21 protein-coding genes and 1 tRNA gene are annotated in these 22251 nt (G+C 67.8%); 12 read left to right on the plus strand and 10 right to left on the minus strand.

Going from position 1 to position 22251, the window contains the following annotated elements; all coding sequences use genetic code 11:
- The first annotated feature begins 38 nt into the window (after positions 1–38).
- The 3 genes from ACN8HC_RS09890 to ACN8HC_RS09900 are packed head-to-tail and all read left to right on the plus strand — an operon-like array spanning position 39 to position 3057.
- The gene (locus ACN8HC_RS09890; protein ID WP_490074662.1) at positions 39–785 is read left to right on the plus strand and encodes an SDR family oxidoreductase; all 747 of its coding nucleotides are present in this window, start codon (positions 39–41) and stop codon (positions 783–785) included.
- A complete protein-coding gene (locus ACN8HC_RS09895) occupies positions 785–1819 on the plus strand; it encodes a phosphotransferase family protein (RefSeq protein WP_490074663.1) in 1035 nt (344 codons plus the stop codon). The genes ACN8HC_RS09890 and ACN8HC_RS09895 overlap by 1 nt, the downstream gene beginning before the upstream one ends.
- Positions 1820–1827: 8 nt before the next feature.
- Positions 1828–3057: an acyl-CoA dehydrogenase family protein gene (locus ACN8HC_RS09900; RefSeq protein ID WP_490074664.1), complete on the plus strand. Its 1230-nt coding sequence runs from the start codon at positions 1828–1830 to the stop codon at positions 3055–3057.
- Here ACN8HC_RS09900 and ACN8HC_RS09905 read toward each other — a convergent pair.
- Positions 3054–3350, minus strand: a complete 297-nt coding sequence (locus ACN8HC_RS09905) for a DUF3263 domain-containing protein (protein ID WP_490074665.1) — start codon at positions 3348–3350, stop codon at positions 3054–3056. The two genes, ACN8HC_RS09900 and ACN8HC_RS09905, sit on opposite strands and share 4 nt — an antisense overlap.
- A 280-nt stretch (positions 3351–3630) precedes the next feature.
- Here ACN8HC_RS09905 and ACN8HC_RS09910 point away from each other — a divergent pair, with 280 nt between their 5' ends.
- Complete coding sequence (locus ACN8HC_RS09910; RefSeq protein ID WP_490074795.1) at positions 3631–4563, plus strand: NAD-dependent epimerase/dehydratase family protein; 933 nt, start codon at positions 3631–3633, stop codon at positions 4561–4563.
- Positions 4560–5504, plus strand: coding sequence for an RNA polymerase sigma-70 factor (locus tag ACN8HC_RS09915; RefSeq protein WP_490074666.1), 945 nt, complete (start codon positions 4560–4562; stop codon positions 5502–5504). The genes ACN8HC_RS09910 and ACN8HC_RS09915 overlap by 4 nt, the downstream gene beginning before the upstream one ends.
- On the opposite strand, the gene ACN8HC_RS09920 is transcribed toward ACN8HC_RS09915, so the two are convergent.
- The gene (locus ACN8HC_RS09920) at positions 5501–6859 is read right to left on the minus strand and encodes a pyridoxal phosphate-dependent decarboxylase family protein (protein WP_490074667.1); all 1359 of its coding nucleotides are present in this window, start codon (positions 6857–6859) and stop codon (positions 5501–5503) included. The genes ACN8HC_RS09915 and ACN8HC_RS09920 overlap by 4 nt on opposite strands.
- A 36-nt stretch (positions 6860–6895) precedes the next feature.
- Here ACN8HC_RS09920 and ACN8HC_RS09925 point away from each other — a divergent pair, with 36 nt between their 5' ends.
- Positions 6896–7573 (plus strand): uracil-DNA glycosylase, encoded by a 678-nt coding sequence (locus ACN8HC_RS09925; protein WP_490074668.1) that lies wholly within the window; start codon positions 6896–6898, stop codon positions 7571–7573.
- A 101-nt stretch (positions 7574–7674) separates the two neighbouring features.
- Here the strand turns inward: ACN8HC_RS09925 and ACN8HC_RS09930 are convergent, their stop codons facing one another.
- Genes ACN8HC_RS09930 through ACN8HC_RS09940 form a run of 3 tightly spaced genes read right to left on the minus strand, consistent with a single transcriptional unit; the run spans position 7675 to position 11548 of the window.
- Complete coding sequence (locus tag ACN8HC_RS09930; protein WP_490074669.1) at positions 7675–8742, minus strand: threonine aldolase family protein; 1068 nt, start codon at positions 8740–8742, stop codon at positions 7675–7677.
- Positions 8739–9437 carry an SDR family NAD(P)-dependent oxidoreductase gene (locus ACN8HC_RS09935; RefSeq protein WP_490074670.1) on the minus strand — a complete coding sequence of 233 codons (699 nt, stop codon included), beginning with the start codon at positions 9435–9437 and terminating at the stop codon, positions 8739–8741. The genes ACN8HC_RS09930 and ACN8HC_RS09935 overlap by 4 nt, the downstream gene beginning before the upstream one ends.
- Positions 9434–11548 (minus strand): DUF6421 family protein, encoded by a 2115-nt coding sequence (locus ACN8HC_RS09940; RefSeq protein WP_490074671.1) that lies wholly within the window; start codon positions 11546–11548, stop codon positions 9434–9436. The genes ACN8HC_RS09935 and ACN8HC_RS09940 overlap by 4 nt, the downstream gene beginning before the upstream one ends.
- Before the next feature lie 120 nt (positions 11549–11668).
- Here ACN8HC_RS09940 and ACN8HC_RS09945 point away from each other — a divergent pair, with 120 nt between their 5' ends.
- Together ACN8HC_RS09945 and ACN8HC_RS09950 are read left to right on the plus strand one after the other, a co-directional pair.
- On the plus strand, positions 11669–12844 hold the full coding sequence (locus ACN8HC_RS09945; RefSeq protein ID WP_490074672.1) for an acyl-CoA dehydrogenase family protein: 1176 nt from the start codon (positions 11669–11671) through the stop codon (positions 12842–12844).
- Complete coding sequence (locus tag ACN8HC_RS09950; RefSeq protein WP_490074673.1) at positions 12841–13605, plus strand: SDR family NAD(P)-dependent oxidoreductase; 765 nt, start codon at positions 12841–12843, stop codon at positions 13603–13605. The genes ACN8HC_RS09945 and ACN8HC_RS09950 overlap by 4 nt, the downstream gene beginning before the upstream one ends.
- Before the next feature lie 186 nt (positions 13606–13791).
- Here the strand turns inward: ACN8HC_RS09950 and mgrA are convergent, their stop codons facing one another.
- Positions 13792–14844, minus strand: coding sequence for an L-glyceraldehyde 3-phosphate reductase (gene mgrA, locus ACN8HC_RS09955; RefSeq protein WP_490074674.1), 1053 nt, complete (start codon positions 14842–14844; stop codon positions 13792–13794).
- Positions 14845–14952: 108 nt separating this feature from the next.
- Between mgrA and ACN8HC_RS09960 the strand changes: the two genes are divergently transcribed.
- Together ACN8HC_RS09960 and ACN8HC_RS09965 are read left to right on the plus strand one after the other, a co-directional pair.
- Positions 14953–15025: transfer RNA gene (locus ACN8HC_RS09960), tRNA-Thr, on the plus strand.
- 161 nt (positions 15026–15186) lie between these two features.
- Positions 15187–16365: a tyrosine-type recombinase/integrase gene (locus tag ACN8HC_RS09965; protein ID WP_490074675.1), complete on the plus strand. Its 1179-nt coding sequence runs from the start codon at positions 15187–15189 to the stop codon at positions 16363–16365.
- A 190-nt stretch (positions 16366–16555) separates the two neighbouring features.
- Here ACN8HC_RS09965 and ACN8HC_RS09970 read toward each other — a convergent pair whose 3' ends face one another.
- Positions 16556–17992 carry a hypothetical protein gene (locus ACN8HC_RS09970; protein ID WP_490074676.1) on the minus strand — a complete coding sequence of 479 codons (1437 nt, stop codon included), beginning with the start codon at positions 17990–17992 and terminating at the stop codon, positions 16556–16558.
- Complete coding sequence (locus tag ACN8HC_RS09975) at positions 17989–18336, minus strand: hypothetical protein (protein ID WP_490074677.1); 348 nt, start codon at positions 18334–18336, stop codon at positions 17989–17991. Before ACN8HC_RS09975 ends, ACN8HC_RS09970 begins: the two co-directional genes overlap by 4 nt.
- A 220-nt stretch (positions 18337–18556) precedes the next feature.
- On the opposite strand from ACN8HC_RS09975, the gene ACN8HC_RS09980 reads away from it, so the two are divergent.
- Entirely contained in the window at positions 18557–19423 is an 867-nt protein-coding gene (locus tag ACN8HC_RS09980) for a hypothetical protein (protein ID WP_490074678.1), read from the plus strand.
- Positions 19424–19858: 435 nt separating this feature from the next.
- Here the strand turns inward: ACN8HC_RS09980 and ACN8HC_RS09985 are convergent, their stop codons facing one another.
- Positions 19859–20077 carry a hypothetical protein gene (locus ACN8HC_RS09985; RefSeq protein ID WP_490074679.1) on the minus strand — a complete coding sequence of 73 codons (219 nt, stop codon included), beginning with the start codon at positions 20075–20077 and terminating at the stop codon, positions 19859–19861.
- Positions 20078–20740: 663 nt separating this feature from the next.
- Here ACN8HC_RS09985 and ACN8HC_RS09990 point away from each other — a divergent pair.
- The gene (locus ACN8HC_RS09990; RefSeq protein ID WP_490074680.1) at positions 20741–21037 is read left to right on the plus strand and encodes a hypothetical protein; all 297 of its coding nucleotides are present in this window, start codon (positions 20741–20743) and stop codon (positions 21035–21037) included.
- A 506-nt stretch (positions 21038–21543) separates the two neighbouring features.
- Here the strand turns inward: ACN8HC_RS09990 and ACN8HC_RS09995 are convergent.
- Positions 21544–22176 (minus strand): phosphatase PAP2 family protein, encoded by a 633-nt coding sequence (locus ACN8HC_RS09995; RefSeq protein ID WP_490074681.1) that lies wholly within the window; start codon positions 22174–22176, stop codon positions 21544–21546.
- Positions 22177–22251: the final 75 nt, after the last annotated feature.

Consider the following 22251-nt stretch of genomic DNA (forward strand, 5'->3'; position numbering starts at 1 on the left):
AGTGCGGCAGCCCGCCGAATCGAGGGAGTCAGCACCGCATGAATGGCCTTGCCGGAAAGACCGCGATCGTGACCGGTGCCAGCCGTGGCATCGGCCTCGCCATCGCGCAGCGCCTCATCGCCGAGGGCGCCAACGTCCTCATCACCGCGCGCAAGGAGGACACTCTCGCCGAGGCCGCCCGCGCGCTGGGCGAGCGCGCAACGTATGTCGCAGGTCGCGCGGACGACGCCGAGCACCAGGACGAGGTCATCGCCGCGGCACTGGAGAGGTTCGGCAGTGCGGACTTCCTGGTCAACAACACCGGCATCAACCCGGCGTACGGGCCACTGATGGACATCGAACCCGGGGTTGCCCGGAAGATCATGGACGTCAACGTGATTGCGGCCCTGTCCTGGGTACAGAAGCTGCGCGCGGCATGGCTGGGCGAGCACGGCGGAGCCGTCGTCAACCTCGCCTCCATCGCCGGACTGCGCCCCGCCCCGGGCATCGCGATGTATGGCGTGAGCAAGGCCGCCCTCATCCATCTGACCGAAGAACTCGCCTGGGAGCTCGGACCCAACATCCGGGTCAACGCCGTCGCGCCGGCGATCGTGAAGACCGACTTCGCCAAGGCGCTGTATGACGGCCGCGAGGAGCAGGTGGCCGCGCCATACGCATTGAAGCGCCTCGGCGTGCCGGACGACATCGGCAGTGTCGTGGCGTTCCTGCTCTCCGAAGAAGCCGGCTGGATGACCGGGCAGACGCTCGCCGTCGACGGCGGCGTACTGCTCGGCGGAGGCATCTGATGAGCGAGAACTTGCCCGGCCTGGATCTGCGAGCGCTGCAAGGGTTCCTGGCCGACAAGGCCCCCGGGTTGCTCGACGGTCGGCTGACCGCCGAGCTGATCGTCGGCGGCAAGTCCAACCTCACCTACATCGTCTCGGACGGTACGCGCGACGTCGTCGTGCGCCGCCCGCCACTCGGTCATGTGCTCGCCACCGCGCACGACATGACTCGCGAGCACCGGGTGATGGCCGCCCTCGCGAAGACCCCCGTCCCGGTCCCCCGGATGTATGCCGCATGCACCGACCCCGACGTGATCGGTGCCCCCTTCTACGTCATGGAACGCGTGGCCGGCACGCCATACCGGACCGCGGACGAGCTGAATCGCCTCGGCCCGCACCGTGTTCGGGCGATCGCCGATGCCGTGACCGACACTCTGGTCGCCCTGCACGCCGTCGACATCGACGAGGTCGGGCTGACCGGCTTCGGCAGGCCGGCGGGCTACCTGGAGCGCCAGGTCCACCGCTGGCGGCGGCAGATGGACGCTTCCCGATCCCGAGAGCTGACCGGCGAGGAGGAACTGCACCGACGACTCGCCTCCGCCATACCGGAGTCGAGCGGGGCGACGATCGTCCATGGCGACTACCGCATGGACAACACGCTCATCGCGGACGACCGGGTGACCGCCGTGCTCGACTGGGAGATGGCAACTTTGGGCGATCCACTCTCCGACGTCGCGCTCATGCTCGTGTACCAGGCGCTTGCCGACGTCGCGCCGGGTGCGGTCTCGACCGTGTCGCAGGCCGACGGTCATCCGAGCCGTGACGAGATCGTCCAGCGGTACAGCGAGCGGTCCGGTCGCGACGTCAGTCACCTGGCCTTCCACGAGGCGCTTGCCTACTACAAACTCGCCGCGATCCTCGAGGGCATCTATTTCCGGCACCAGCAGGGGCAGACCGTCGGCGCCGGCTTCGAGGAGATCGGAAACTCCACCGAGCCACTGCTCGCCGCCGGGCTGGCCGTCATACAGCACTACGACGCAGCACCGAAAGACTGAGGGCCACAATGGATTTCGAGTTCGACGCCACCACCGAGAACCTTTGCGTGCGCGTGCGTGACTTCCTCGACCAGGAGATCACTCCGGCCGAGCCGGTCTTCGAGGAGCAGCTGGCCGGCCTGGAGGATCGGTGGGCGTGGAGCACCGTCCCGGTCTTCGAGGAGCTGAAGGACAGGGCCAAGTCCGCCGGCCTGTGGAATCTCTTCCTCCCCGGTGACAACGGCGCCGGCCTCACCAACCTGCAATACGCACCGCTCGCCGAGATCACCGGCCGCTCCTTCCTCGCTCCGGCGGTCTTCAACTGTGCCGCTCCGGACACCGGAAACATGGAGGTGCTGAACGAGTTCGGCAGTCCGGAGCAGCAGGAGCAGTGGCTGAAACCGTTGCTGCGCGGTGAGATCCGCTCCTCGTTCGCGATGACCGAGCCCGACGTGGCCTCCTCCGACGCCACCAACATCGCCACCCGGATCGAGCGCGACGGCGACGACTACGTGATCAACGGTCGCAAGTGGTGGATCACCGGCGCCATGAATCCCGAGGCGCAGATCTTCATCGTCATGGGCAAGACCGACCCGGCCGCCGAGCGACACCGCCAGCAGTCGCAGATCCTGGTGCCGCGGAACGCCGCCGGGCTGGAGATCAAGCGCGGCATGGAGGTCTTCGGGTATGACGACCACGACCACGGCGGCCACGCGGAGCTGACGTTCCACGACGTGCGGGTCCCGGCGAGCAACCTGATCGCCGGTGAAGGCACGGGTTTCGCGATCGCGCAGGCTCGTCTCGGTCCTGGCCGGATTCACCACTGCATGCGCTCGATCGGCTTGGCCGAGAAGGCCATCGAGCTGATGTGCGAGCGCGCCGACGCGCGCACCGCTTTCGGGAAACCGTTGTCGGAGCAGGGCGTCATACGGGACTGGATCGCAGAGGCGCGGGTCCGCGTCGAGCAACTACGGCTGCTGGTGCTCAAGACGGCGTGGCTGATGGACACCGTCGGCAACAAGGGCGCCCACACGGAGATCCAGGCCATCAAGATCGCCACCCCGGAGACCGTGCAGTGGATCCTCGACAAGGCAATCCAGGTGTATGGCGCAGGCGGTCTCTCGCAGGATTTCCCCCTCGCCAAGGCGTATGCCGGCATCCGCACGCTGCGCTTCGCCGACGGCCCGGACGAGGTGCACAAGGCGTCATTGGCGCGCCGTGAACTGCGCCGGCAAGCAGCGCGTCGCGCCGAGCGCTAATCGAGCTCGAAGCCCAGCCGGCGCGCGGTGCGCTGGCGCATCCGGCCGGCGCGCAGCCGCTGCAACCGCTTGACCAGCATCGGGTCGTATTTCAGTGCGGCGGGCGTGTCGATGACCGCGTTGAGCACCTGGTAGTAGCGGGTCGAGCTCATGTTGAACGTCTCGCGGATCGCCTGTTCCTTGGCACCCTGGAGCTTCCACCAGTTGCGCTCGAAAGCCAGGATCGCGGCATCGCGTTCACTCAGCTCACCGTCGTTCGACGGCATCACCTGCTGCTCCGCGGCGGCGTTCATGCCAGCCCCCTCGTGCCTCGGGTGCTGGCATCCGGCTGCGCTCTTTGCAGCTCGCTGCGCTCGCCCATGAATGCGGTCCTTTCAGTGGTGAGCCGATCTCCGTCACCGATGATAGGCGGTAAATCACATCGATGTCATTCCGGCAAGCACCGCGTCCGGCATGTCGTGACGGGTGTGGCAGTTGTGGTTCCGACTCGGGGGACCGCCCGACCGATGTCACAGACCGAAGCCGTGCCCCGTCTCCAGCTGTGAAGATGTCGAACGACGAGGAGTGCACGTGATGAGAGTGTTCGTGGCAGGTGGCAGCGGTGTCCTGGGCCGGCGGCTGATTCCGCAACTGATCGAGCGTGGCCACCAGGTCACTGCGACTACCACCGATCCGGCCAAGCTGCGCCTGCTCGCCGGCATGGGCGCCGAGCCGGTGGTCATGGATGGACTCGACTCGGAGGCCGTTGCCGGCGCTGTGGTCGCAGCCGCGCCCGACACGATCGTCCATCAGATGACCGCCATCTCGGCGCAGCACGCCGGGAAGCCGGACATCAAACACCCGGACCGCTGGTTCGCGATCACCAACCGGCTCCGCTCCGAAGGCACCGACAATCTGCTCGCCGCGGCACGGCTCGCCCGGGTGGGCCACATCGTCGCCCAGGGCTACGCCAGCTGGAACGGCAATCCGAGCGGCGGCCCCGCCCAGAGCGAGGACGAGCCGCAGAACCTCATGCCGGGCACCGCCTCCCACCCCGGGCTGCAGATCCTGCACGACCTGGAGGCGAAGGTGCTCGCGGTCGGCGGCGCGGTGCTGCGGTACGGCGCCCTCTACGGCCCCGGCGCCATCGACGACCAAGTCACCCTGCTGCGGAAACGGCAATACCCGCTCATCGGCAGCGGTGCCGGCATCAGCTCGTGGCTGCACCTGGACGACGCCGCGAGCGCGACCGTCCTGGCCATCGAGCAACGCGCCACCGGGTTGTTCAACATCGTGGACGACGACCCCGCGCCGGCCGGCGAGTGGCTGCCATGGCTGGCCGAGTGCGCCGGCGCCAAACGTCCCATCCGGATCCCGGTCTGGCTGGGCCGCCTCGCGGCCGGGGACCAGGCAGTCGTGATGATGACGGCCGGCCGTGGATTCGCCAACGCCAAGGCGAAGCGGCAACTCGGCTGGCTTCCGGCATACACCTCCTGGCGCACGGGGTTCGACAAGGAACTGCGATGACCGGCGCACCCGGGAGCGCTTCTGCCGCAGAGGTTTTCGAAGACCTTCGGCCGCTGCTGTTCTCGATCGCCTACCGCATCACCAGCAGCGTGGCCGAGAGCGAGGACGTCGTGCAGGAAGCGTGGCTGCGCTTCGAGCAGGCGGCCCGCACCGTCGACTCCCCCAAAGCATTCCTCTCGACCGTGGTCACCCGGCTGGCGATCGATGTGCTGCGGTCGGCCCGGGTCCGGCGCGAGCAGTATGTCGGTGCGTGGTTCCCCGAGCCGCTGCTCGACGATCCCTACGAGGACCCCGAGCGCGCCGCCGAGCTGGCCGACTCCGTGTCGATGGCCGCATTGCTGCTGTTAGAACGCCTGTCGCCGCTCGAGCGCGCGGTCTTCGTGCTCCGGGAGGTCTTCGGCTTCGACGTCGCCGAGGTCGCGGCGGCGGTGGGCCGAAGCGAGGACGCGTGTCGCCAGCTCGCCAGCCGCGCCCGACGCCACATGGCGGCCGGTCGCCCGCGCTTCGCCGTCGATCGACGGGAGCGGGACGCACTGGCCGATCGCTTCTTCGACGCGTTTCATCACGGCGACATCGACGCGCTCCGCCAGCTGCTGGCGGCCGACGTGCACCTGGTGAGCGACAGCGGTGGCCGCGCGCCGCAGTGGGGCGGCGGGATCTTCGGCACCGACAAGGTGGCCCGGGTGCTCGTCGCGCTCTCCGGGCCGTTCCAGCGGATCGGCGGCAGCGTGCAGCTGCACGAAGTCAACGGCGAGCCGGGCGCGATCTTCCGCGACCGCGACGGGCTGGTCGTCAACACGTGGACCTTGGAGATCCGAGATGGTCAGATCCAGACGATCCGCACCGTCCTCAACCCCGGCAAGCTCGCCCACGTGGGACCGGTCGCCGACGCCTGGGCGGTCCTGCGCGAGGCGTTCGGGACCCGCGGACGACCTTTCTAGACCATCGAGTCCAGGATCGCCGCGATGTCCTCCTCGGACGTCTTCGGGTTGACGATCGCGAAGCGCGCGATGGTCTCGCCGTCGTGCGAGCTGGGCACCACGAAGCCTTCCTGGCGCTGCAGCAGTCCGTCGGACCAGGCCTGGTAGTCGGCGGGAGTCCAGCCGAGCCGCCGGAAGGCCACCACGGACAGGTCCGGCTCCCGGATCAGCTCGAACTCCGGCCGGGCCGTGATCTGCTCGGCAGCGAAGCGCGCCACCTCCAGCGTCTGCTCGATGGCCGCGGTGTAGGCGTCGGTGCCGTTGGCGACCAACGAGAACCAGAACGGCAGGCCACGCGCGCGCCGGGTCAGTCCCACCGAGTAGTCGGTCGGGTTCCAGTCCGGCGTCTCGTTGAGGACGTCGAGGTATGACGCGTGCTGCGTGTGCGCGGCCCGCGCCAGCGCCGGCTCCCGGTAGAGCAGCGCGCAGCAGTCGAACGGCGCGAACAGCCACTTGTGCGGGTCGACGATGAAGGAGTCGCACAGCTCGACAGCGCGGTAGCGGTCGCGCACGCTCGGTGCGGCGAGACCCGCCCCGCCATACGCGCCGTCGACGTGGAACCAGATGCCGAACTCCTGGCACACGGCGGCCACCGACTCCAGGTCGTCGATGATGCCCAGGTTGGTGGTGCCGGCGGTCGCGACGACTGCGAAGAACGTCTCCGGACCTTCGCGCAGCAGCACCTCGCGCAGTGCCTCACCGGTCAGCCGCAACTGCTCGTCGACGGGCACCGGCACCAGCTCGGCGTCCATCACTTCGCAGGCCGACGCGATCGACGAGTGCGATCCTGCCGTCGCGGCCACCCGGAACGGCCGCGCGTCGTCCCGGCCACGGGCGGCGTTCGCCCGGGCGGTCGCCCGTGCCGTCACCAGGGCGGACAGGTTGCCAATGGTGCCGCCCTGCACGAAGCCACCGCCGGCGCCCTCCGGCATCCCGGCGAGATCCGCGATCCAGCGCAGCGCCTGGTTCTCGGCATACACCGCGCCGGCGCCCTCCAGCCAGGAACCGGCATAGATGGAGGAGGCACCCACGACCAGGTCGAACATCGCCGCCTCGCGCGTCGGCGCGCAGGGGATGAACGACAGATAGCGTGGGTGGTCGATGGACAAGCACGCGAGCGCCAGCTCCTCCTCGAAGAGCTTGAGCGCGGCCTGACCGCCGATGCCTTCGGGCGAAATCGCTCCACCGGCAACGGCGTCCAGCTCCTCGACGGTGCGGCTGAAATCCAGCGGCACGGGGTCGAGCGCCAGACGGTCGGCGGCATACTTCAGGATCGCGTGGCCGAGCTGCTCGGTCTCCTCGGTGTAACGGTGCACCCGCGAAGTCTAGAGACACCCCACTAAGTTGTCGGTATGACGGTGCGCCCCCTCGCTGAGCTCGTGCACCCTTCCTGGCTGCCCGTGCTGCAGCCGGTCGCCGACAAGGTCGCAGCATGCGGCGAGTTCCTCCGCTCGGAGCTCGCCGCCGGGCGCGGCTACCTGCCCAGCGGCGACAAGGTGCTGCGGGCCTTCGAGCGACCACTGGACGACGTTCGGGTGCTGATCGTCGGGCAGGACCCCTACCCGACCCCCGGGCATGCGATCGGGCTGTCCTTCGCGGTCGCCCCCGACGTCACGCCGATCCCGCGGAGTCTGCAGAACATCTACCAGGAGCTGACCAACGACATCGGTTGCCCGCGGCCCAGCACGGGCGACCTGTCGCCGTGGGCCGACCGAGGCGTCCTGCTGCTCAACCGGGTGCTCACGGTGCGGTCCAACGCGCCGGCGAGCCACCGTGGCCAGGGGTGGGAACACGTGACGGCGGCCGCGATCAACGGGCTCGTCGCGCGCGGCGGACCGCTGGTGGCGATCCTCTGGGGTCGCGACGCGGCCGGTCTCACCCGGCACCTCGGGCCGGTTCCTTATCTGACCAGCGCACACCCGTCCCCCCTGTCGGCGCACCGCGGCTTCTTCGGCTCCCGCCCGTTCAGCCGGGCCAACCGGCTGCTCGCCGAGCAGGGCGCCGAGCCGATCGACTGGAGCCTGCCGTGAAAACGGCTCGGGCTGCCGGTCGGCCTGGTGTCGACCTCGGCACACAGGTCACCGAAACCGAGTGACTCACTTCGCCGAGAGGTGACCAGCAGGAGGCGCGGTCAGTGCAGCTCGGCGCGGATGGCGGCGATGAACGCGTCGACGTCGGCCTCGGTGGTGTCGAAGGAGCACATCCACCGCACCTGACCGGTGGCCTCGTCCCAGAAGTAGAAGCGGAACTTCTCCATCAGCCGCTCCGACACCTCGCGCGACAGGATCGGGAACACGCCGTTGGCCTGCACCGGCAGCGGAATCGTCAGTCCCGGCAGATCACGGACACCGTCGGCGAGCCGCTGCGCCATGGCGTTGGCGTGCCCGGCGTTGCGCAGGTAGAGGTCGTCGGTGAGCAGTGCGATCAGCTGGGCGGAGATGAACCGCATCTTCGAGGCCAGCTGCATCGACTGCTTGCGCAGGTATTTCATCCCGGACACCGCGTCAGCGTTGAGCACCAGCACCGCTTCGCCGCCGAGCAGGCCGTTCTTCGTGCCGCCGAACGACACGATGTCCACACCGGTGTCGGTGATCATCTCGCGGAACGAGACCCCGAGGCTCGCAGCGGCATTGGACAACCGGGAGCCGTCGACGTGCAGCACCATGCCGCGAGCGTGGACGTGCTCGGCGATCGCCCGGATCTCCGGGGCGGTGTATGCCGTGCCGAGTTCCGTGGTCTGGGTGATCGAGACGACCCGGGGTTGTGCGTGGTGCTCGTCCCCGACTCGGACCGGGACGGTGTCGATCAGCTCCGGAGTGAGCCTTCCGTCCGGGGTCGGCACGGCGAAGAGCTTCAGCCCGCCCATACGTTCCGGCGCCGCGCACTCGTCGACCTGGATATGCGCCGTGCTGGTGCAGATCACCGCCTCCCATCGACGGGTGACCGACTGCAGGGCAACGACGTTCGCGCCGGTGCCGTTGAAGACGGGGAACGCCTGGACGCCGGGTCCGAAGTGCGCGGCGAACACCTCCTGCAGGTGTTCGGTGTAGACGTCCTCGCCATACGACACCTGGTGACCGCCGTTCGCGCGCACGATCGCCGCGAGGACTTCCGGGTGAACGCCGGAGTAGTTGTCGCTGGCGAAGCCGCGAACCGACGGGTCGTGCAGGGGGGTGGGGAAGGTCTGGGAGTCGCTCACCGGCTCATCGTCTCAATCAGCCCGTTGACCTCGGCAGCGGGCCGGTCGTAGAGACCGACCAGCCAGTCCGCGATCGTGTCGACCGGCGTGAACTTCTTGTAACCGTCCGGCTTCGCGGCCTGCATCTGCGGCGTCACGAGCGCCATGATGCGGCCGATCGCGGCCGCGGCGTTGGTGTCGGCGAACGAATCGGCCACCGCGCGCAGCCACATCTCGGCGCCGGCCTTCGCGGTCAGGTATGCCGCGTTCGTGGCGCGCGGCTTGTCCAGGCCGGTCGTCGAGATGATCGCGAGCCGACCGTGCGGCGACTTCAGCAACGGACCGTGCAGGGCGCGCGTGGCGTGCTGGAGGGTACGAATCAGGTTGGCCTGCAAGAAGTCCCAGTCAGCGAGGTCGCTTTCCACGATGCCCTGGCCACCGCGCCAGCCCCCGACCAGGTGCATCAGCCCGTCAACCCGACCCTGCTCGGCCAGCAGAGTCTGCGCCCATTCCCGGGTGGCTCGCTCGTCGCTGAGGTCGACCACTGAGGGCACGATGTGCTCCGGATCGAGTGCGACGACCTCGGCCAGCCGGCCGGCGTCCCGGCCGGCGGCGACGACCGTCGCCCCGGCCGCGGCGAACGCCGCGGCCGTGGGCTTTCCCTGGTCGCCGGCCGCACCGGTGACGACGATGACTGAATCGTGCAGATCTGTCATGCTGCGTCCGGCGTCGACGCGGTGATGCCGGAGGTCGACTCGATGACTGTCTTCATCTTGCGGCGCAGCGCCTCGTAGAAGACGTTGAGCGGGAACTCGTCCGGTTGCACCAGGTTGACCAGCTCCTTGACCGGGCCGTCGAGCGGCAGCGCGTCCGGGCCCTTGGCCCACGTCGAGGCGGGGCTCGGGGCGACATACGCCGACACGAACTGGTAGGCCGCGAGCCAGTGGCCGACCTTCGACCGATCGATGCCGGTGCGGTAGAGCTCCTCGACCTTCTCGCACAGCTCGACGACGACCTCGGGCACTCGGCGCCAGTCGAACGACAGCCGGTTGTCGGTCCAGTTCAGCGCACCCGCCTTGTGCAGGTAGGCGAACATCAGCTGGCCGCCCAGTCCGTCGTAGTTGCGCACCCGGTCACCGGTGATCGGGAAGCGGAAGAGCCGGTCGAACAGGATTGCCAGCTGGACGGATCGGGCGTAGGGCTGACCCTCGTCCTCCAGCTTGACCGCCTGGCGGAAGGTGTTGAGGTCGCAACGCAGCTCCTCGAGTGCGTACATCCAGAACGGCATCCGCTGCTTGATCATGAACGGGTCGAACGGCAGGTCGCCGTGGCTGTGCGTGCGGTCGTGGATCATGTCCCACATCGCGAAGGTGGACTGCACCAGCTCCTGGGAGGCGACGAGGCGCTCGGCATCCGGCGGCAGCTGCAGCGACAGCAGCTCGGAGGCGGCCGAGACCACCCGGCGGAAGCGCGCTCCCTCGCGGTCGCAGAAGATCGCGCCCCAGCTGAACTTCGGAACCTCACGCACGGCAACGGTTTCGGGGAAGAGCACCGCGGAGTTGGTGTCGTAACCGGGCGTGAAGTCGATGAAGTTGACCGCCAGGAACATCTTGTTGTCGTAGACCTGCTCCAGCTGCGCGAGCCAGTCCGGCCACTGCACCGAGATCAGCAATGCCTCGAAGACCCGGTCGAGGTTGCCGTTCTGGGTGTACATCGGGAAGACGACGAGGTGCTCGATGCCGTCCTCGCGGCACAGGTCCGGGCGGAACTTCATCAGCGAGTCCAGGAAGTCCGGCTTGCCGAATCCGGAGTCGACCCACTTCGTCAGGTCCACCGGCAGCTCCGCCAGGTAATCCGCGTCGTGCGGGAATCGCGGCGCCAGGGCAGCGATTTCGGTCTTCATGGTCTCCACCAGCTCCGCGGCGCGGGCGTGCTGCGTCGCGTCCTCGATGGAGCCGTCCTTGCCCTGCAGCAGCCGCAACTCCTCGACGGCCGCCTTGAGGGCGATCCACTCCGGGCTGCGCTCGACGCCGGAGCCGATGGAGGTGACGGTCGCGACCGGCTTGCGCGCGGCGGACGCCCAGGTCACCAGGTTGGTCCAGAAGCGGCGGTGGTCGAGCTCGTCGATCGAGTCGTCACCGACCAGGTCGGAGTCGGCCAGCACGACGACGCGGCCCGCGCCATACGGCAGAGCAACGGCGAGCGGCTCACGGGCCGGGTATGCCGTGCCGCTGGTCCGAGCGAGGACCTGCGCGCCCGGCGCACCGGAGATGTCGATGACACCTGCCCGGTAGAAGCAGACCTCGTCGACGCCGGCGAGCAGCCCTTGGCCGAGGCCGCCCTCGATCTCGGCCAGCACCCAGGTGGCGTTGTTGTGGAAGCGGCGACCGCTCTCGGCCGATTCGTGCACGGTCGTGCTGGTCACGCGCACGCCGAACCGCGCGAGCAAGTCGTTGACGTTGTTGCCGTAGGTGTCCTGGTCGCACTCGGCGAGAACGACCAGGCCGCCGCCCTGCTCGACGAAGTCGACGATGGTGTCGAGCTCGGCTGCATCCAGCACCGGCGGCAGGTCGCCGGTGACCTTCTCGGCCTGTGCGTCGGACGGGTGGTCGATGACCAGGACGTCCGCGTCCGCCAGGGCCGACGCATCCAGGCGACCGGAGTCGTGACCGACGACGTCGAATCCCTTGGCGCGCAAGGTGTCCGCGGCCTTCTCCAGGGACGAGTCCGCGGGGTTCGCGGGGTTCATCGCCGCCGCGGTGTCGCGCCGCAGAGCCCATGCGCTGCTGTGGGCCTGCTCGACGACCACCTTTGGGAAGACGGTCATTTCGGTCACATCCTTCGCCATCGATTGAAGATTTTCTTGTCAAGAGCATTCTAGACAGGAAAAGTTGCTGCCTCCAACCCCGAGTGCTGGTTCGATGTGACGCGGATTACGCTCCATGACATGCCGGTCGAACGCATCCTTCCCACGGCCGACGCGACGGATCTGATCGAGCTCACCCGCGAGATCGCCGCCCGCGAACTGGCCCCCCGTGTCGACGAGGCGGAGCGCACCGGCGCGCCGCCGCGCGACATCTTCCGCACGCTGGGCCGTGCGGGTCTGCTGTCGCTCGCCTACCCGGAGGAGTTCGGCGGCGGCGGTCAGCCCTACGAGGTCTATCTGCAGGTGGTGGAGGAGCTCGCCATCGCCTGGATGAGCGTCGCGATCGGCGTCTCGGTGCACTCGCTGACGGCATACCCGATAGAGCACTACGGCACCGACGAGCAGCGCGCGGCACTGTTGCCGGACATTCTGGGTGGCGAAACGCTCGGCGGCTACTGCCTTTCCGAGCGCGAGGCTGGCTCCGACATCGGGGCCATGCGTACGCGGGCAATGCTCGCCGACGACGGCAGCGCGACGCTCACCGGCACCAAGAGCTGGATCTCACACGCGGCACACGCCGACTACTACACGACCTTCGCCCGCACCGATGACACTGGTGGCAAAGGCATCTCGTGCTTCGTGGTGCCGGCCGACGCCGCGGGGCTCAGCTTCGGGTCGCCGGAACGCAAGATGGGTCTGGCGGCAGACCCCGTCGCGGAAGTGCACTTCGACAAGGTCGCCGTGAGCGCGGACCGGATGATCGGTGCGCGCGGTGAAGGTATGCCGATCGCGCTCTCAGCGCTCGACTCGGGGCGGCTCGGCATTGCTGCCGCCGCCACGGGATTGGCGCAGTCGGCGGTCGACCTCGCGACGTCATACGCGGCTGGGCGCAAGCAATTCGGCCGGCCCATCGCGGACTTCGAGGGCCTGGCCTTCCTGCTCGCGGACATGGAGGCGGCGACGACGTCGGCCCGGGCGACCTATCTGCACGCGGCCCGGCTGAAGGATGCCGGGCGCGACTTCGCCAAACAGGCCGCCGTCGCCAAACTCGTCGCCACCGACGCGGCGATGCGGGTGACCACCGGTGCGGTGCAGGTGCTCGGCGGTGCGGGATACACGACCGACTTCCCCGCAGAGCGGTTCATGCGCGAGGCCAAGGTGACCCAGATCTTCGAGGGCACCAACCAGATTCAGCGACTCGTGATCTCGCGGCACCTGCTGCGGGACATCAGCAACGGAAAGGGCACCACCCGATGAAGATCGACCCCACCACCGTCGCCCTGATCACGGGCGCCGGCTCCGGCCTCGGCGAGGCGACCGCGCGAAAGCTCTCCGCCGAAGGCGCCGCCGTCGTGGTGCTCGACCTCCCGACTTCCAAGGGTGCCGAGGTCGCCGAATCCCTCGGCGACACAGCCACCTTCGTCGCCGCAGATGTCACGGACGAGGAGCAGGTGAAGGCCGCGATCGCGGCTGCCGGCGCTCTCGGCACCCTCCGGATCGTCGTCAACTGCGCCGGCGTCGCGACACCGGGGCGCGTCATCAGCAAGCGTGGGGTGCTGCCGCTCGAGGCGTTCAGTAAGGTCGTGCAGATCAATCTGATCGGCACCTTCAACGTGCTGCGGCTGGCCGCCGAACAGATGGTCGGCAACGAGCCGGTCGACGGCGACCGCGGCGTCATCACCATGACAGCATCCATCGCCGCGTATGACGGGCAGATCGGCCAGGCGGCATACGCCTCGTCCAAGGCAGGCATCGTCGGATTGACTCTCACCGCAGCACGAGACCTGGCGGACAAGGGGATTCGCGTCGTCACGGTCGCTCCGGGCACCTTCGAGACCCCGATGCTCGCCGGCCTGCCGAACGACGTGAAGTCGGTGCTCGAGGCACAGGTGCCGCATCCGTCACGCCTCGGTCGGCCCGACGAATACGCATCCCTCGTCGCCCACATCGTCGACAACCCGATGCTCAACGGCGAGGTCATCCGGCTCGACGGTGCCCTGCGCATGCCGCCCCGCTGAGCCTATTGGCTCGACTCCTCGCAGGGCAGTGCCGGCTCCCGCTCGCAAGCTCGCGGTGCGCCGGCGCTGCCCTGGTCGTCGTCTCACGGCCGTCCACTTGTCGTCCACTCACCTGATCGTGGGTCGCCACCACGCGGTGGCCGAGGAGCGAGGAACGAGCATCTCGAGGTCCCGCGCGCCTTCCGATCAGCTGTTGGACGATCTCGCCCAGAGGTTGATGCCGGACTCGACGGCGTGCCGGTCGATCTTCTTCAGCTCGTCATCGGTGAACTTGAGGTTGTCGAGCGCACCGAGATTGTCGTCGAGCTGCTCGACACTCGAGGCACCCACGAGCACCGACGTGACGCGCTTGTCCTGCAACACCCAGGCCAGCGCGAGCTGCGCCAACGTCTGACCGCGCTTCTTGGCGATCCGGTTGAGCGCCTGCAGGTGTTTGACCGTCTCCTCGGTGAGCAGCTTCGGATCGAGCGACTTGCCCTGGGTGGCGCGCGATCCCTCCGGCACGCCCTTGAGGTATTTCGACGTCAGCATGCCTTGGGCGAGCGGCGAGAACGCAATGCAGCCAATGCCGTTCACCGCGAGCACGTCCAGCAGGTCTTCCTCGACCCAACGGTTGAGCATCGAGTAGGACGGCTGGTGGATGAGCAGCGGCGTGCCCATCTCGCGCAGGATCTTCACGGCCTCGCGCGTCCGCTCGCCGCTGTATGACGAGATCCCGACATACAGCGCCTTGCCCTGACGCACAGCGGTGTCCAGTGCGCCGAGGGTCTCCACGAGCGGCGTCGTCGCGTCGAAGCGGTGGCTGTAGAAGATGTCGACGTAGTCCACACCCATCCGCTGCAGCGACTGGTCGAGCGACGCGAGCAGGTACTTCCGCGAGCCGCCGCCTTGGCCGTAGGGCCCGGGCCACATGTCGTAACCGGCCTTGGTCGACAGGATCAGCTCGTCGCGGTACCGCTTGAAGTCCTGGGCGAAGATCGTGCCGAAGTTACGCTCGGCCGAGCCGTATGGCGGGCCGTAGTTGTTCGCCAGGTCGAAATGCGTCACGCCGCGGTCGAACGCCCGGCGCAGGATTGCGCGCTGCCGGTCGAGCGGCACGTCATCGCCGAAGTTGTGCCACAGGCCGAGCGAGATCGCCGGAAGGTCCAGTCCGCTCGCTCCGCACCGGCGGTAGCTCATCGAGTCGTAGCGGCGGCGGTCGGCTTGGTAATCGTCTACGTGCATCGTCACGCCATACATTCAAGCGCAGGTGCACGAGCGGTCGGTGATTGCGGTGCAATGCGGATTCGTGAGAGTGACACACCGATGGATAACATTGGTCCGCTCGTGGGCGCACACCCGCGACACGCCGGTGTAGCTCAGTTGGTAGAGCGCTTCACTTGTAATGAAGATGTCGCGGGTTCGACTCCTGTCACCGGCTCCGTTTCGCCACTCGGGCAATTCCAACGATCTTCGCGAAATCACCTGCAATCGCGCGACTCAAGGCTCTGTCCGTGATGGACACAACTGCCCACGCGCTGCCATAGTTAGTGCACGTAGGGTGACACAGTTAGGGCACGTGCCCTCAAGGGAGGTGCGACGATGCCAGGTAAGCGCCGAGCGCGACGTGGATTCGGCAAAATCCGCAAGCTGCCGTCAGGGCGGTACCAGGCGTCCTACATCGGACCGGATCTGCTGCGGCACACCGCAATTCGCACGTTCGAGGCCCGCGAGGATGCCGAGGGATGGCTCAATAAAGAGCGCAGACTCACTGACGATCCCGACGCCTGGACATCACCGCGTGTCCGTGAGGCACGGCGACAGTCCGGCATGACCTTGCGTGCCTTCGCACCCGACGCGACCCGCCGCCGGAAGGTACGCGGCCGATCCCTCACACCACGGACGCTCGCGCACTACGATCGGCTGCTCGAAAAGGTGCTCTACCCGAGGTTCGGCGACACGATCATGTCGCGCATCACGCCCCAACAGGTCTCCGCCTGGTACGACGCCCTCCCGGCCGAGCACCCAACCCAGCGCGCGCACGCATACAGCCTGCTGTCATCGCTGCTACAGCAGGACATCGACGAGGAAGCCGACCGCACCAACAAACCCGTGGTGCGCGTGAACCCCTGCCGGATCAAGGGCGCCGGAGTCGCCGAGCGTGTCCGCGAGATCAAACCCGCCACCGTCGAGGAACTGGCGGCGATCACCGAGAACATGCCCGACGAATTGCAAGCCATGGTCATAATGTCCGCGTGGTGCGGTCTGCGCTTCGGTGAGGTCGCCGCGCTACGTCGCCGCGACATCGACACCAAGGCCGGCACGGTGAGAGTTGAGCGGGCTGTGGTCCACCTGGACGGTCAGAACATTATCGGTGAGCCGAAGTCGGCCGCCGGCGTGCGGACGATCGCGCTACCCCCGCACATCGTCCCCATGCTGGAGGACCACCTACGCAAGCACACCGGCAAAGGCCGTGACGCGCTGCTGTTCCCGTGCGTCCCCGGCAGCGACGAACCCTGGACCAACGGCGGCCCATTCGCGAGAGTATTCGCGGTCGCACGGGACGCCGCCGACCGGGACGACTTGCGGTTCCACGACCTTCGACACACCGGTGCCGTCCTGGCAGCGCAATCGGGCGCCACCCTCAAAGAATTGATGCAGCGACTCGGGCACTCAACACCAACGATGGCGCTGCGCTACCAACACGTCGCCGAAGGCCGCGACGCCGCTATTGCGCGAGCGATGAGCGAACGAGCAACAAACACCACGACGGGGAGCTGACCTTCATCACCGCCCGGGCCCCGCTGGACCGCCCAGGCTTGATGCCGCAGCTTTGTGAGTTGAAAGGATGCGTCGCCCTCGTTCGCATCGCAGGCAGTGAAGGATCTATGGACGGTCGCCCTTCCCGGCGAGTCCCAGCTGTGAGCCACAGCTCTGCCGCGTGAAGAAGGCGGCGGATCGCCCGTGCGTGTCAGCGGCTTGCGGTCGGTGGCCGCCCGGGTGCTGGGATGCGCGCTGGGTCCCTTTCTTCCGATCTGCACTGCGGGCGTCCTGGTGTCGGGCCGGACTCCCGCCGGGACACGTCTGCCAGAGCTCCCGCCGCTGACAGGGTGGCGTCGCTGACGTCGATGAGCTGCTCGGCATTGGCGACCAGAGCCTGCCGGATGATGTCAGGGACTTTGACGGCCCGGTTGGTGTAGACATCGGCGGGCGAGATGAGTGCGATCTCGTCGTCGCTGCCCGTTTCGCGGCTCCATGCCGCGATGGCGCGGGCGGATCCGGTCAGGCCCGGTTCGTGTTCGGCAATGTTTCGGTGCACGCAGGCCAGTTCGGCGCCCGCAATCATCGCCTGCTGGACCATGGCGGCGGCCTCTGCCAGATCGATGCGTCCGGCCATCACTTCCGGCGTGGCCCATTGTGTGCGATCGAAGGCGATCTCGTACACGGCTGCGCGAACCTCGTTGGCCGCTTGCACGAGGTCCGGGTCCGCGCGCTCGCCCCTGCTGCTCAGGGTGCCCCAGCGGTTCGCTGCCTTGGCCCACGACTGCTGGTTGGCGTCCAGCGCAGGAGCGAGCCGGTGCTGGTAGTCCTCGACGCGGACCCGGCCTGCCGTGGCCGCCGCGTCGAGAATCGCTGTGCCTGCCGTCGCGATCATGGCCTGGGTGCCTGCGGCCAGGTGCAGGTTCGGTGCGCTCGGGGCGACTGCCAGGGTTCGGTGCGCCTGGATGTCCCAGCCGATCAGGGCCTGGTGCAGTCGGCGGGTGCCCGTCGGTGGCGTGTAGTGCTGACCGGCCATGGTCTGACTGAATCGGTTGCCCACGAAGTCGCCGGCGAGTTGCTCGAAGGCTGCTATCCGGGTGGCGGCGTCCTGCCCTCGAGGGATGTCTCGGGTCTCTCGATCGGATGCGTGCCGACCCACGGTTGTCCGGACGTCGTCGACGTGTTGATGCACAGCGACCCCGACGGCGTGTGCGCCGACGTACAGGGTGTGCATCACCCGCATCCGGGCAGCGTCAAGGTCGTCGTACGCGGCCGGGGTCCGTGGCCTGACGCGACGCCCTGGGCCGGCGGCTAGTTCGGCGGCCCGCTGAAAGTTTTCGGCAATGCCCAGCAGCCGCTCATCGGGTGGTCCGTCGCCTGGCCAGCCTCGGGCCAACTGTGCCCTGTGCTGGGCTTGGCTCATCGTCTCCAGGCGTTGCATCGTGGCCCCGTCGAGCGGGCTGGTGTACGGCGTAGGCGGCAGCGAGGACCACAGATCACCTGCCGCCTGGACGACTTCGCCCCAAGTCCGCAGCATCGCTGCGGCATCAGCGCCATCGACGTCAAGCAGCAACTGCCGGGCCTGGTAATCGGCATCCAGCAACAGCTCACCGATCGATCGTTGATCCACCGTGGTCGACGTGCTCACGACCCGGCCTCGCGCAGTAGATCCGTGACGCTGACGACGACCTTGGAGAAGCCAGCTGTCTCGTCGGTGACGGGCACAGTGCGGGCGAGCCGTTCGGCATTCCGCAGCAGCTCCAGCGGGTCGTTTTGGGTGGGCTGCGGCCAGTACGGTTCCAGGTCCGGAGGCACCAGCAACGCGACCTCGGCCGCCGCCACGTGCAAGCCCAAGCCGAGGACGTGCAGTTCCGAGCGAGGGCCTTCGGTGGCCGCATGGTGGGCGGTCCGGTCGGCTGCATGATGCAGCAGCCTCGCGATCGCAGCGATCGTCTCCTGGGTGTCGTGCGGCCACAAAGTCGAGGTCGTCACAGGCTTCTCCTTTTCGTTCGTTCGGTCTCCAGCAATCCAGCCAGGCCATCGCCCTCTCCCGCTCCACTCAGCGATCGCCTGTGGATAACTTCCGCGTCGTGTCCGGGGTGCACGCGAAACTTGGTCCTGCAAGCCCTAAGGAGCGCAGCTTGCTCTGGCGGCAACCGGTCACCAGATCAAGGCACTTGCACTAGTGCTTTGAAGGAAGGGAGTGGTGGCGATGAGGAGTCGGCGAAAGGTGTACCGGGCCGTATCCGACGGGGTCGGCATGGTGGTGAGCACGCTCATCACCTGCGTCGTGGGGGCCCTCGTGCAGCCCGTGGCGGGTGCGGCGTTGTTCGTCGTGGGTCTGGTGACGTTCGGTGTTCTGCTCTCCGGGCATGGCGAGAGCCTGTTCGTCCGGTTGCTGGCACGGGCGCGCAAACCGCGCGACTACGAGTTGGCCGCATTGCGTCCGGCGATCGCCGTGCTCGAGGAGCTCGACCTGGTTTCGCCGCCGGTGCAGTTGCTGGTGCGTGCTGGGCAGACCGGCGTCCGCGTTTGTGCCGTCGGACGGCGGACCGTGGTGATCTCGCAGGGTCTGGTCGAGGCGATTGCCAACGGCCGGATCCGACCCGACGAAGCGGCGGCCCTTCTCGCGCATGCGATCGGCCGGATCCGTCTGGGCCAGAGCCGCTACGACGTGGCACTGGAATTCTGGATGCTGCCGTACCGGCTGCTTCAGTCTGTCGCCCGCGGCGTCGGCCGAGTGATCGGCTGGTTTCCGATGGCCGCATTCGCATGGCGTGTGCGATTCGTCACCGGCGCCGTCGCCCTGGTGCAGGGGTTCACCGATCGCCAGGCCGCGTTCGGTCTGATCGGCGCCGGCGTGGCGGCCTTGTCGTACGCCGTCCCGTGGGCGGAGCAGCGAGCGGGACTGTCGGGCGAGGACGAGGCCGACCGGTTCGTCGCCGCCGCTGGCCTCGGAGATGCGCTGTGCCGGTTCCTTGAGCGAGGACGGCGATCGCCGCGGGTTCTCCAACGGGTGCACCGGCTGCGCTCGGTGCCGGCACCGGTGGCGCCCGACCGGGCTGTTCTTGCGCCGTGACAATGGAGGACGGACCGCTGATCGTGGCCGAAGGTGATGCGCGCGCGGCGATCGAGGTCGGCGCGGTCGCGTCCGAACCTGGTGGCGACCATCGGAGAGCACGAGGCCGTGGCTGCGGCGCACTGGCTGCGCGCCGGCCACCCGCAGCCTCCTCGCGCAGTCGCCCAGATCGAGGAGCGGCTGAGGGACTTCGCGAGACTCTCAGCCGAGCGCTGCCTCACGAACGAGGTTGACGCCCGCCTGACGCACGAGGGTCCGCTCACCGTTTGGTGAGCGGACCTTCGCTCACTGCCCTCAGCTGTGACCTGCACCGTCGCAGACGCGTCGGAACAACGTCGCCCGGGTCTTGGGGCCGATTACGCTATCAGGGGCCGCCCCGGTCAGCGTTTGGTGATGCGTGCCGTCGTCATTTCCCTTCCCACGATGCCGCCCGTCTCAGCGCCGCGGACCGTAGCTCGACAACGGGTCGTCATACGCCCATGCGTCGGCCTGCTCGTGCTCAGCACCGCTGCGCCCGCTGGCACTGGCCTCCTCCTCGGCGATTCGGTGACGATCCTGGGCATCCTCGACTGCGCCGATGCCGGCAGAGCGACGTTCTGATTCGATCTCCAGCCCTTGGTCCCGCGCCTCTTCCTCGGCGGCGTCGTTGCTCATGGCGTTCCTCTCGTTGGGTGCTATCCCGAAGGCGCAACTACGGGCCCTGGCGGTCACCATTTCGACCGGGTTCGGTCTCATCGGGCCGCTGCGGCCGACGCCGGTGGTCATTGCCTGCGGCTCGGGTCGTGGCGAGTGACTCGACGTCGACGGTGTCTGGCTGCCGTCTGCCGATGACCAGCCTGCGGAAGAGGTGTGGTTCGAGCATGATTCAGATGGTGGAGGGCTTGGCCGACCTGTTCGCGTGCCGCGCCGATGTGTTCAACGGATGACAGATCGCGGCGCAGCAGGTCGACGGCTGCCTCCAGCGGCGGCCGCGCCATCAGCTCGAACACCTGCGCCGGCTGCTGGTGTCCGCCGGAGTGCTGCCACAACGCGAGGAATACCTCTCGCGACTGGAGACGGCATTCTCCCGGATGATCGAGCACACCCGGGCGAGGATCAGATGGCCCATCGCCCGGTATATCCAATGGCACGTGCTGAGTGTCCGGCGAATGCTGGAGACCCGCCCGTGACCCACAACGACGGGACCTGGCCCGCGGCATGCTGTACGGGCCGCGGCGCCTCATCGAGGAACTCCATTCACGCGGCGAACACATCGGGTCCCTGCGTCAGCCGGTCCTTGATTAGTGGCTGGCATGCCGCCGGTCGGACGCGATCTCAGTGTCGGTCTTCCTGCGATGGGCGACGCGGCACCGGCTCGCGCCATTGGTGAATTTGCCCGTGCAGCGGATGAACGACCCGATGGACTTCAATGATCCCGATCAGCAGTGGGGATTGCTTCGCCACTGCCTGCACGACGACACCCTCAGCCCCCGGATCCGACTGGCCGGCACCCTGGTGTTGATATACGGACAGCACCCCAGCACAATCATGCAGCTAAGCGCCTCGTACGTCACGGCGGGACCGCCCACCACCCGCGGCTCGGCGCTGATGCCGTCGACATCGCAGACCCGATAGCGACGATATTGCGCCACACCGCCACCGGGACAATCTCCACGCTGGCAGAGCGCGGCATCGCCAACAGCTTCGACACCACCGAAGACAGGTGGCTGTTTCCCGGTCGCGGACCCGGGAAACGACGCGAACCGAAGCCCTTCTGAACGAACTGCGCCGGGCAGGGATCCGTTCCCGACACGCCCGCGACACGACCCTGCTGACTTTGGCCCGTGAGCTGCCGCCCGCCGTCCTGGCAGACCTGCTCGGCATCGGCACCAGACCGCAGACCGCTGGCGACAATTGGCCGGCGCCACCTGGGCTTACCTACGAGGTGCCGTCACACCGATGACAGGCTATGCCGAACGTAACGATGACCGCAGAAGCACCACGAACTGCTATGGACTCGATACCCGAGTACGTCGCCGCGAAAGGAAGCACCGTGCAAAGCCGGGGCCCGGCTTGCCCCGGCATGGAGCTCGTGGCAGCCCAGTGCCGCCAGCTGTGGTGCGTGATCCCGTTAGGTGTCCTCAGCCGGCGCCGCGGGTTGACAGCAGCCCTTGCAAGGATCCGCGGCGTGCTCTGCCGACGACCCGTTGCAGGAGACGAGAAAGCAGTGGGCTGGTGATCAGCACGACGACCACAGCGACGACCATGGCGGCGATGACGTCGTGCGGGTAGTGCGCGCCGACATATACCCGGCTAATGGCTTCAAGGATCGCCAGTAGTGCGGCGATGACGCCGAGTCGTCGGTTCACGAAGAAGAGTGCGACCGCGACAGCGGCTGCGAACGTGGTGTGTCCGCTCGGCATGGCGTAATCCGTTGGTGCAGGGCACGTTTCGACGATGAACGCGTGCGGTACGGAGCGGCAGGGGCGCAGCTCGCCGATCTGGTTCTTGATCACTTCGGTCACCAGGAATGCCACTGCGACACCGATTGGTGCGACCAGGGCCCCCGTCATCTGCCGGTCCCCGTACGGGCGGGAAATCCACCAGCCCACCAGCAGCAAGATGACGAACAGGCCAATGCTGTAGGTGGTCCAGGCTTCCGCGGCCGCGTTGAGCCAGTGGGTGTGCCGCGCGAACTGGGTGACGTCCCGGAAGAGCGAACCGTCGATGCGCGACCCGTCGTACGTCGAGATCGACAGCGCCGGCGAAAACATGGGGGTGGGTGTGGCCTTTCGTTCGGTGTGCCCGACTGGGCGCGTCGAGCTGCCAGCTAATCCTTTCCTGGCTGA

This window comes from Flexivirga sp. YIM B11880 (assembly GCF_058148645.1).

Coding starts and splice junctions, on each gene's coding strand:
- ACN8HC_RS09945 (WP_490074672.1), top strand. CDS start 11,669: ATGCCGGTCGAACGCATCCTTCCCACGGCCGACGCGACGGATCTGATC.
- ACN8HC_RS09900 (WP_490074664.1), top strand. CDS start 1,828: ATGGATTTCGAGTTCGACGCCACCACCGAGAACCTTTGCGTGCGCGTG.
- ACN8HC_RS09895 (WP_490074663.1), top strand. CDS start 785: ATGAGCGAGAACTTGCCCGGCCTGGATCTGCGAGCGCTGCAAGGGTTC.
- ACN8HC_RS09995 (WP_490074681.1), bottom strand. CDS start 22,176: ATGTTTTCGCCGGCGCTGTCGATCTCGACGTACGACGGGTCGCGCATC.
- ACN8HC_RS09905 (WP_490074665.1), bottom strand. CDS start 3,350: ATGAACGCCGCCGCGGAGCAGCAGGTGATGCCGTCGAACGACGGTGAG.
- ACN8HC_RS09910 (WP_490074795.1), top strand. CDS start 3,631: ATGAGAGTGTTCGTGGCAGGTGGCAGCGGTGTCCTGGGCCGGCGGCTG.
- ACN8HC_RS09985 (WP_490074679.1), bottom strand. CDS start 20,077: ATGAGCAACGACGCCGCCGAGGAAGAGGCGCGGGACCAAGGGCTGGAG.
- ACN8HC_RS09940 (WP_490074671.1), bottom strand. CDS start 11,548: ATGACCGTCTTCCCAAAGGTGGTCGTCGAGCAGGCCCACAGCAGCGCA.
- ACN8HC_RS09890 (WP_490074662.1), top strand. CDS start 39: ATGAATGGCCTTGCCGGAAAGACCGCGATCGTGACCGGTGCCAGCCGT.
- ACN8HC_RS09965 (WP_490074675.1), top strand. CDS start 15,187: ATGCCAGGTAAGCGCCGAGCGCGACGTGGATTCGGCAAAATCCGCAAG.
- mgrA (WP_490074674.1), bottom strand. CDS start 14,844: ATGTATGGCGTGACGATGCACGTAGACGATTACCAAGCCGACCGCCGC.
- ACN8HC_RS09980 (WP_490074678.1), top strand. CDS start 18,557: ATGAGGAGTCGGCGAAAGGTGTACCGGGCCGTATCCGACGGGGTCGGC.
- ACN8HC_RS09935 (WP_490074670.1), bottom strand. CDS start 9,437: ATGACAGATCTGCACGATTCAGTCATCGTCGTCACCGGTGCGGCCGGC.
- ACN8HC_RS09925 (WP_490074668.1), top strand. CDS start 6,896: ATGACGGTGCGCCCCCTCGCTGAGCTCGTGCACCCTTCCTGGCTGCCC.
- ACN8HC_RS09915 (WP_490074666.1), top strand. CDS start 4,560: ATGACCGGCGCACCCGGGAGCGCTTCTGCCGCAGAGGTTTTCGAAGAC.
- ACN8HC_RS09950 (WP_490074673.1), top strand. CDS start 12,841: ATGAAGATCGACCCCACCACCGTCGCCCTGATCACGGGCGCCGGCTCC.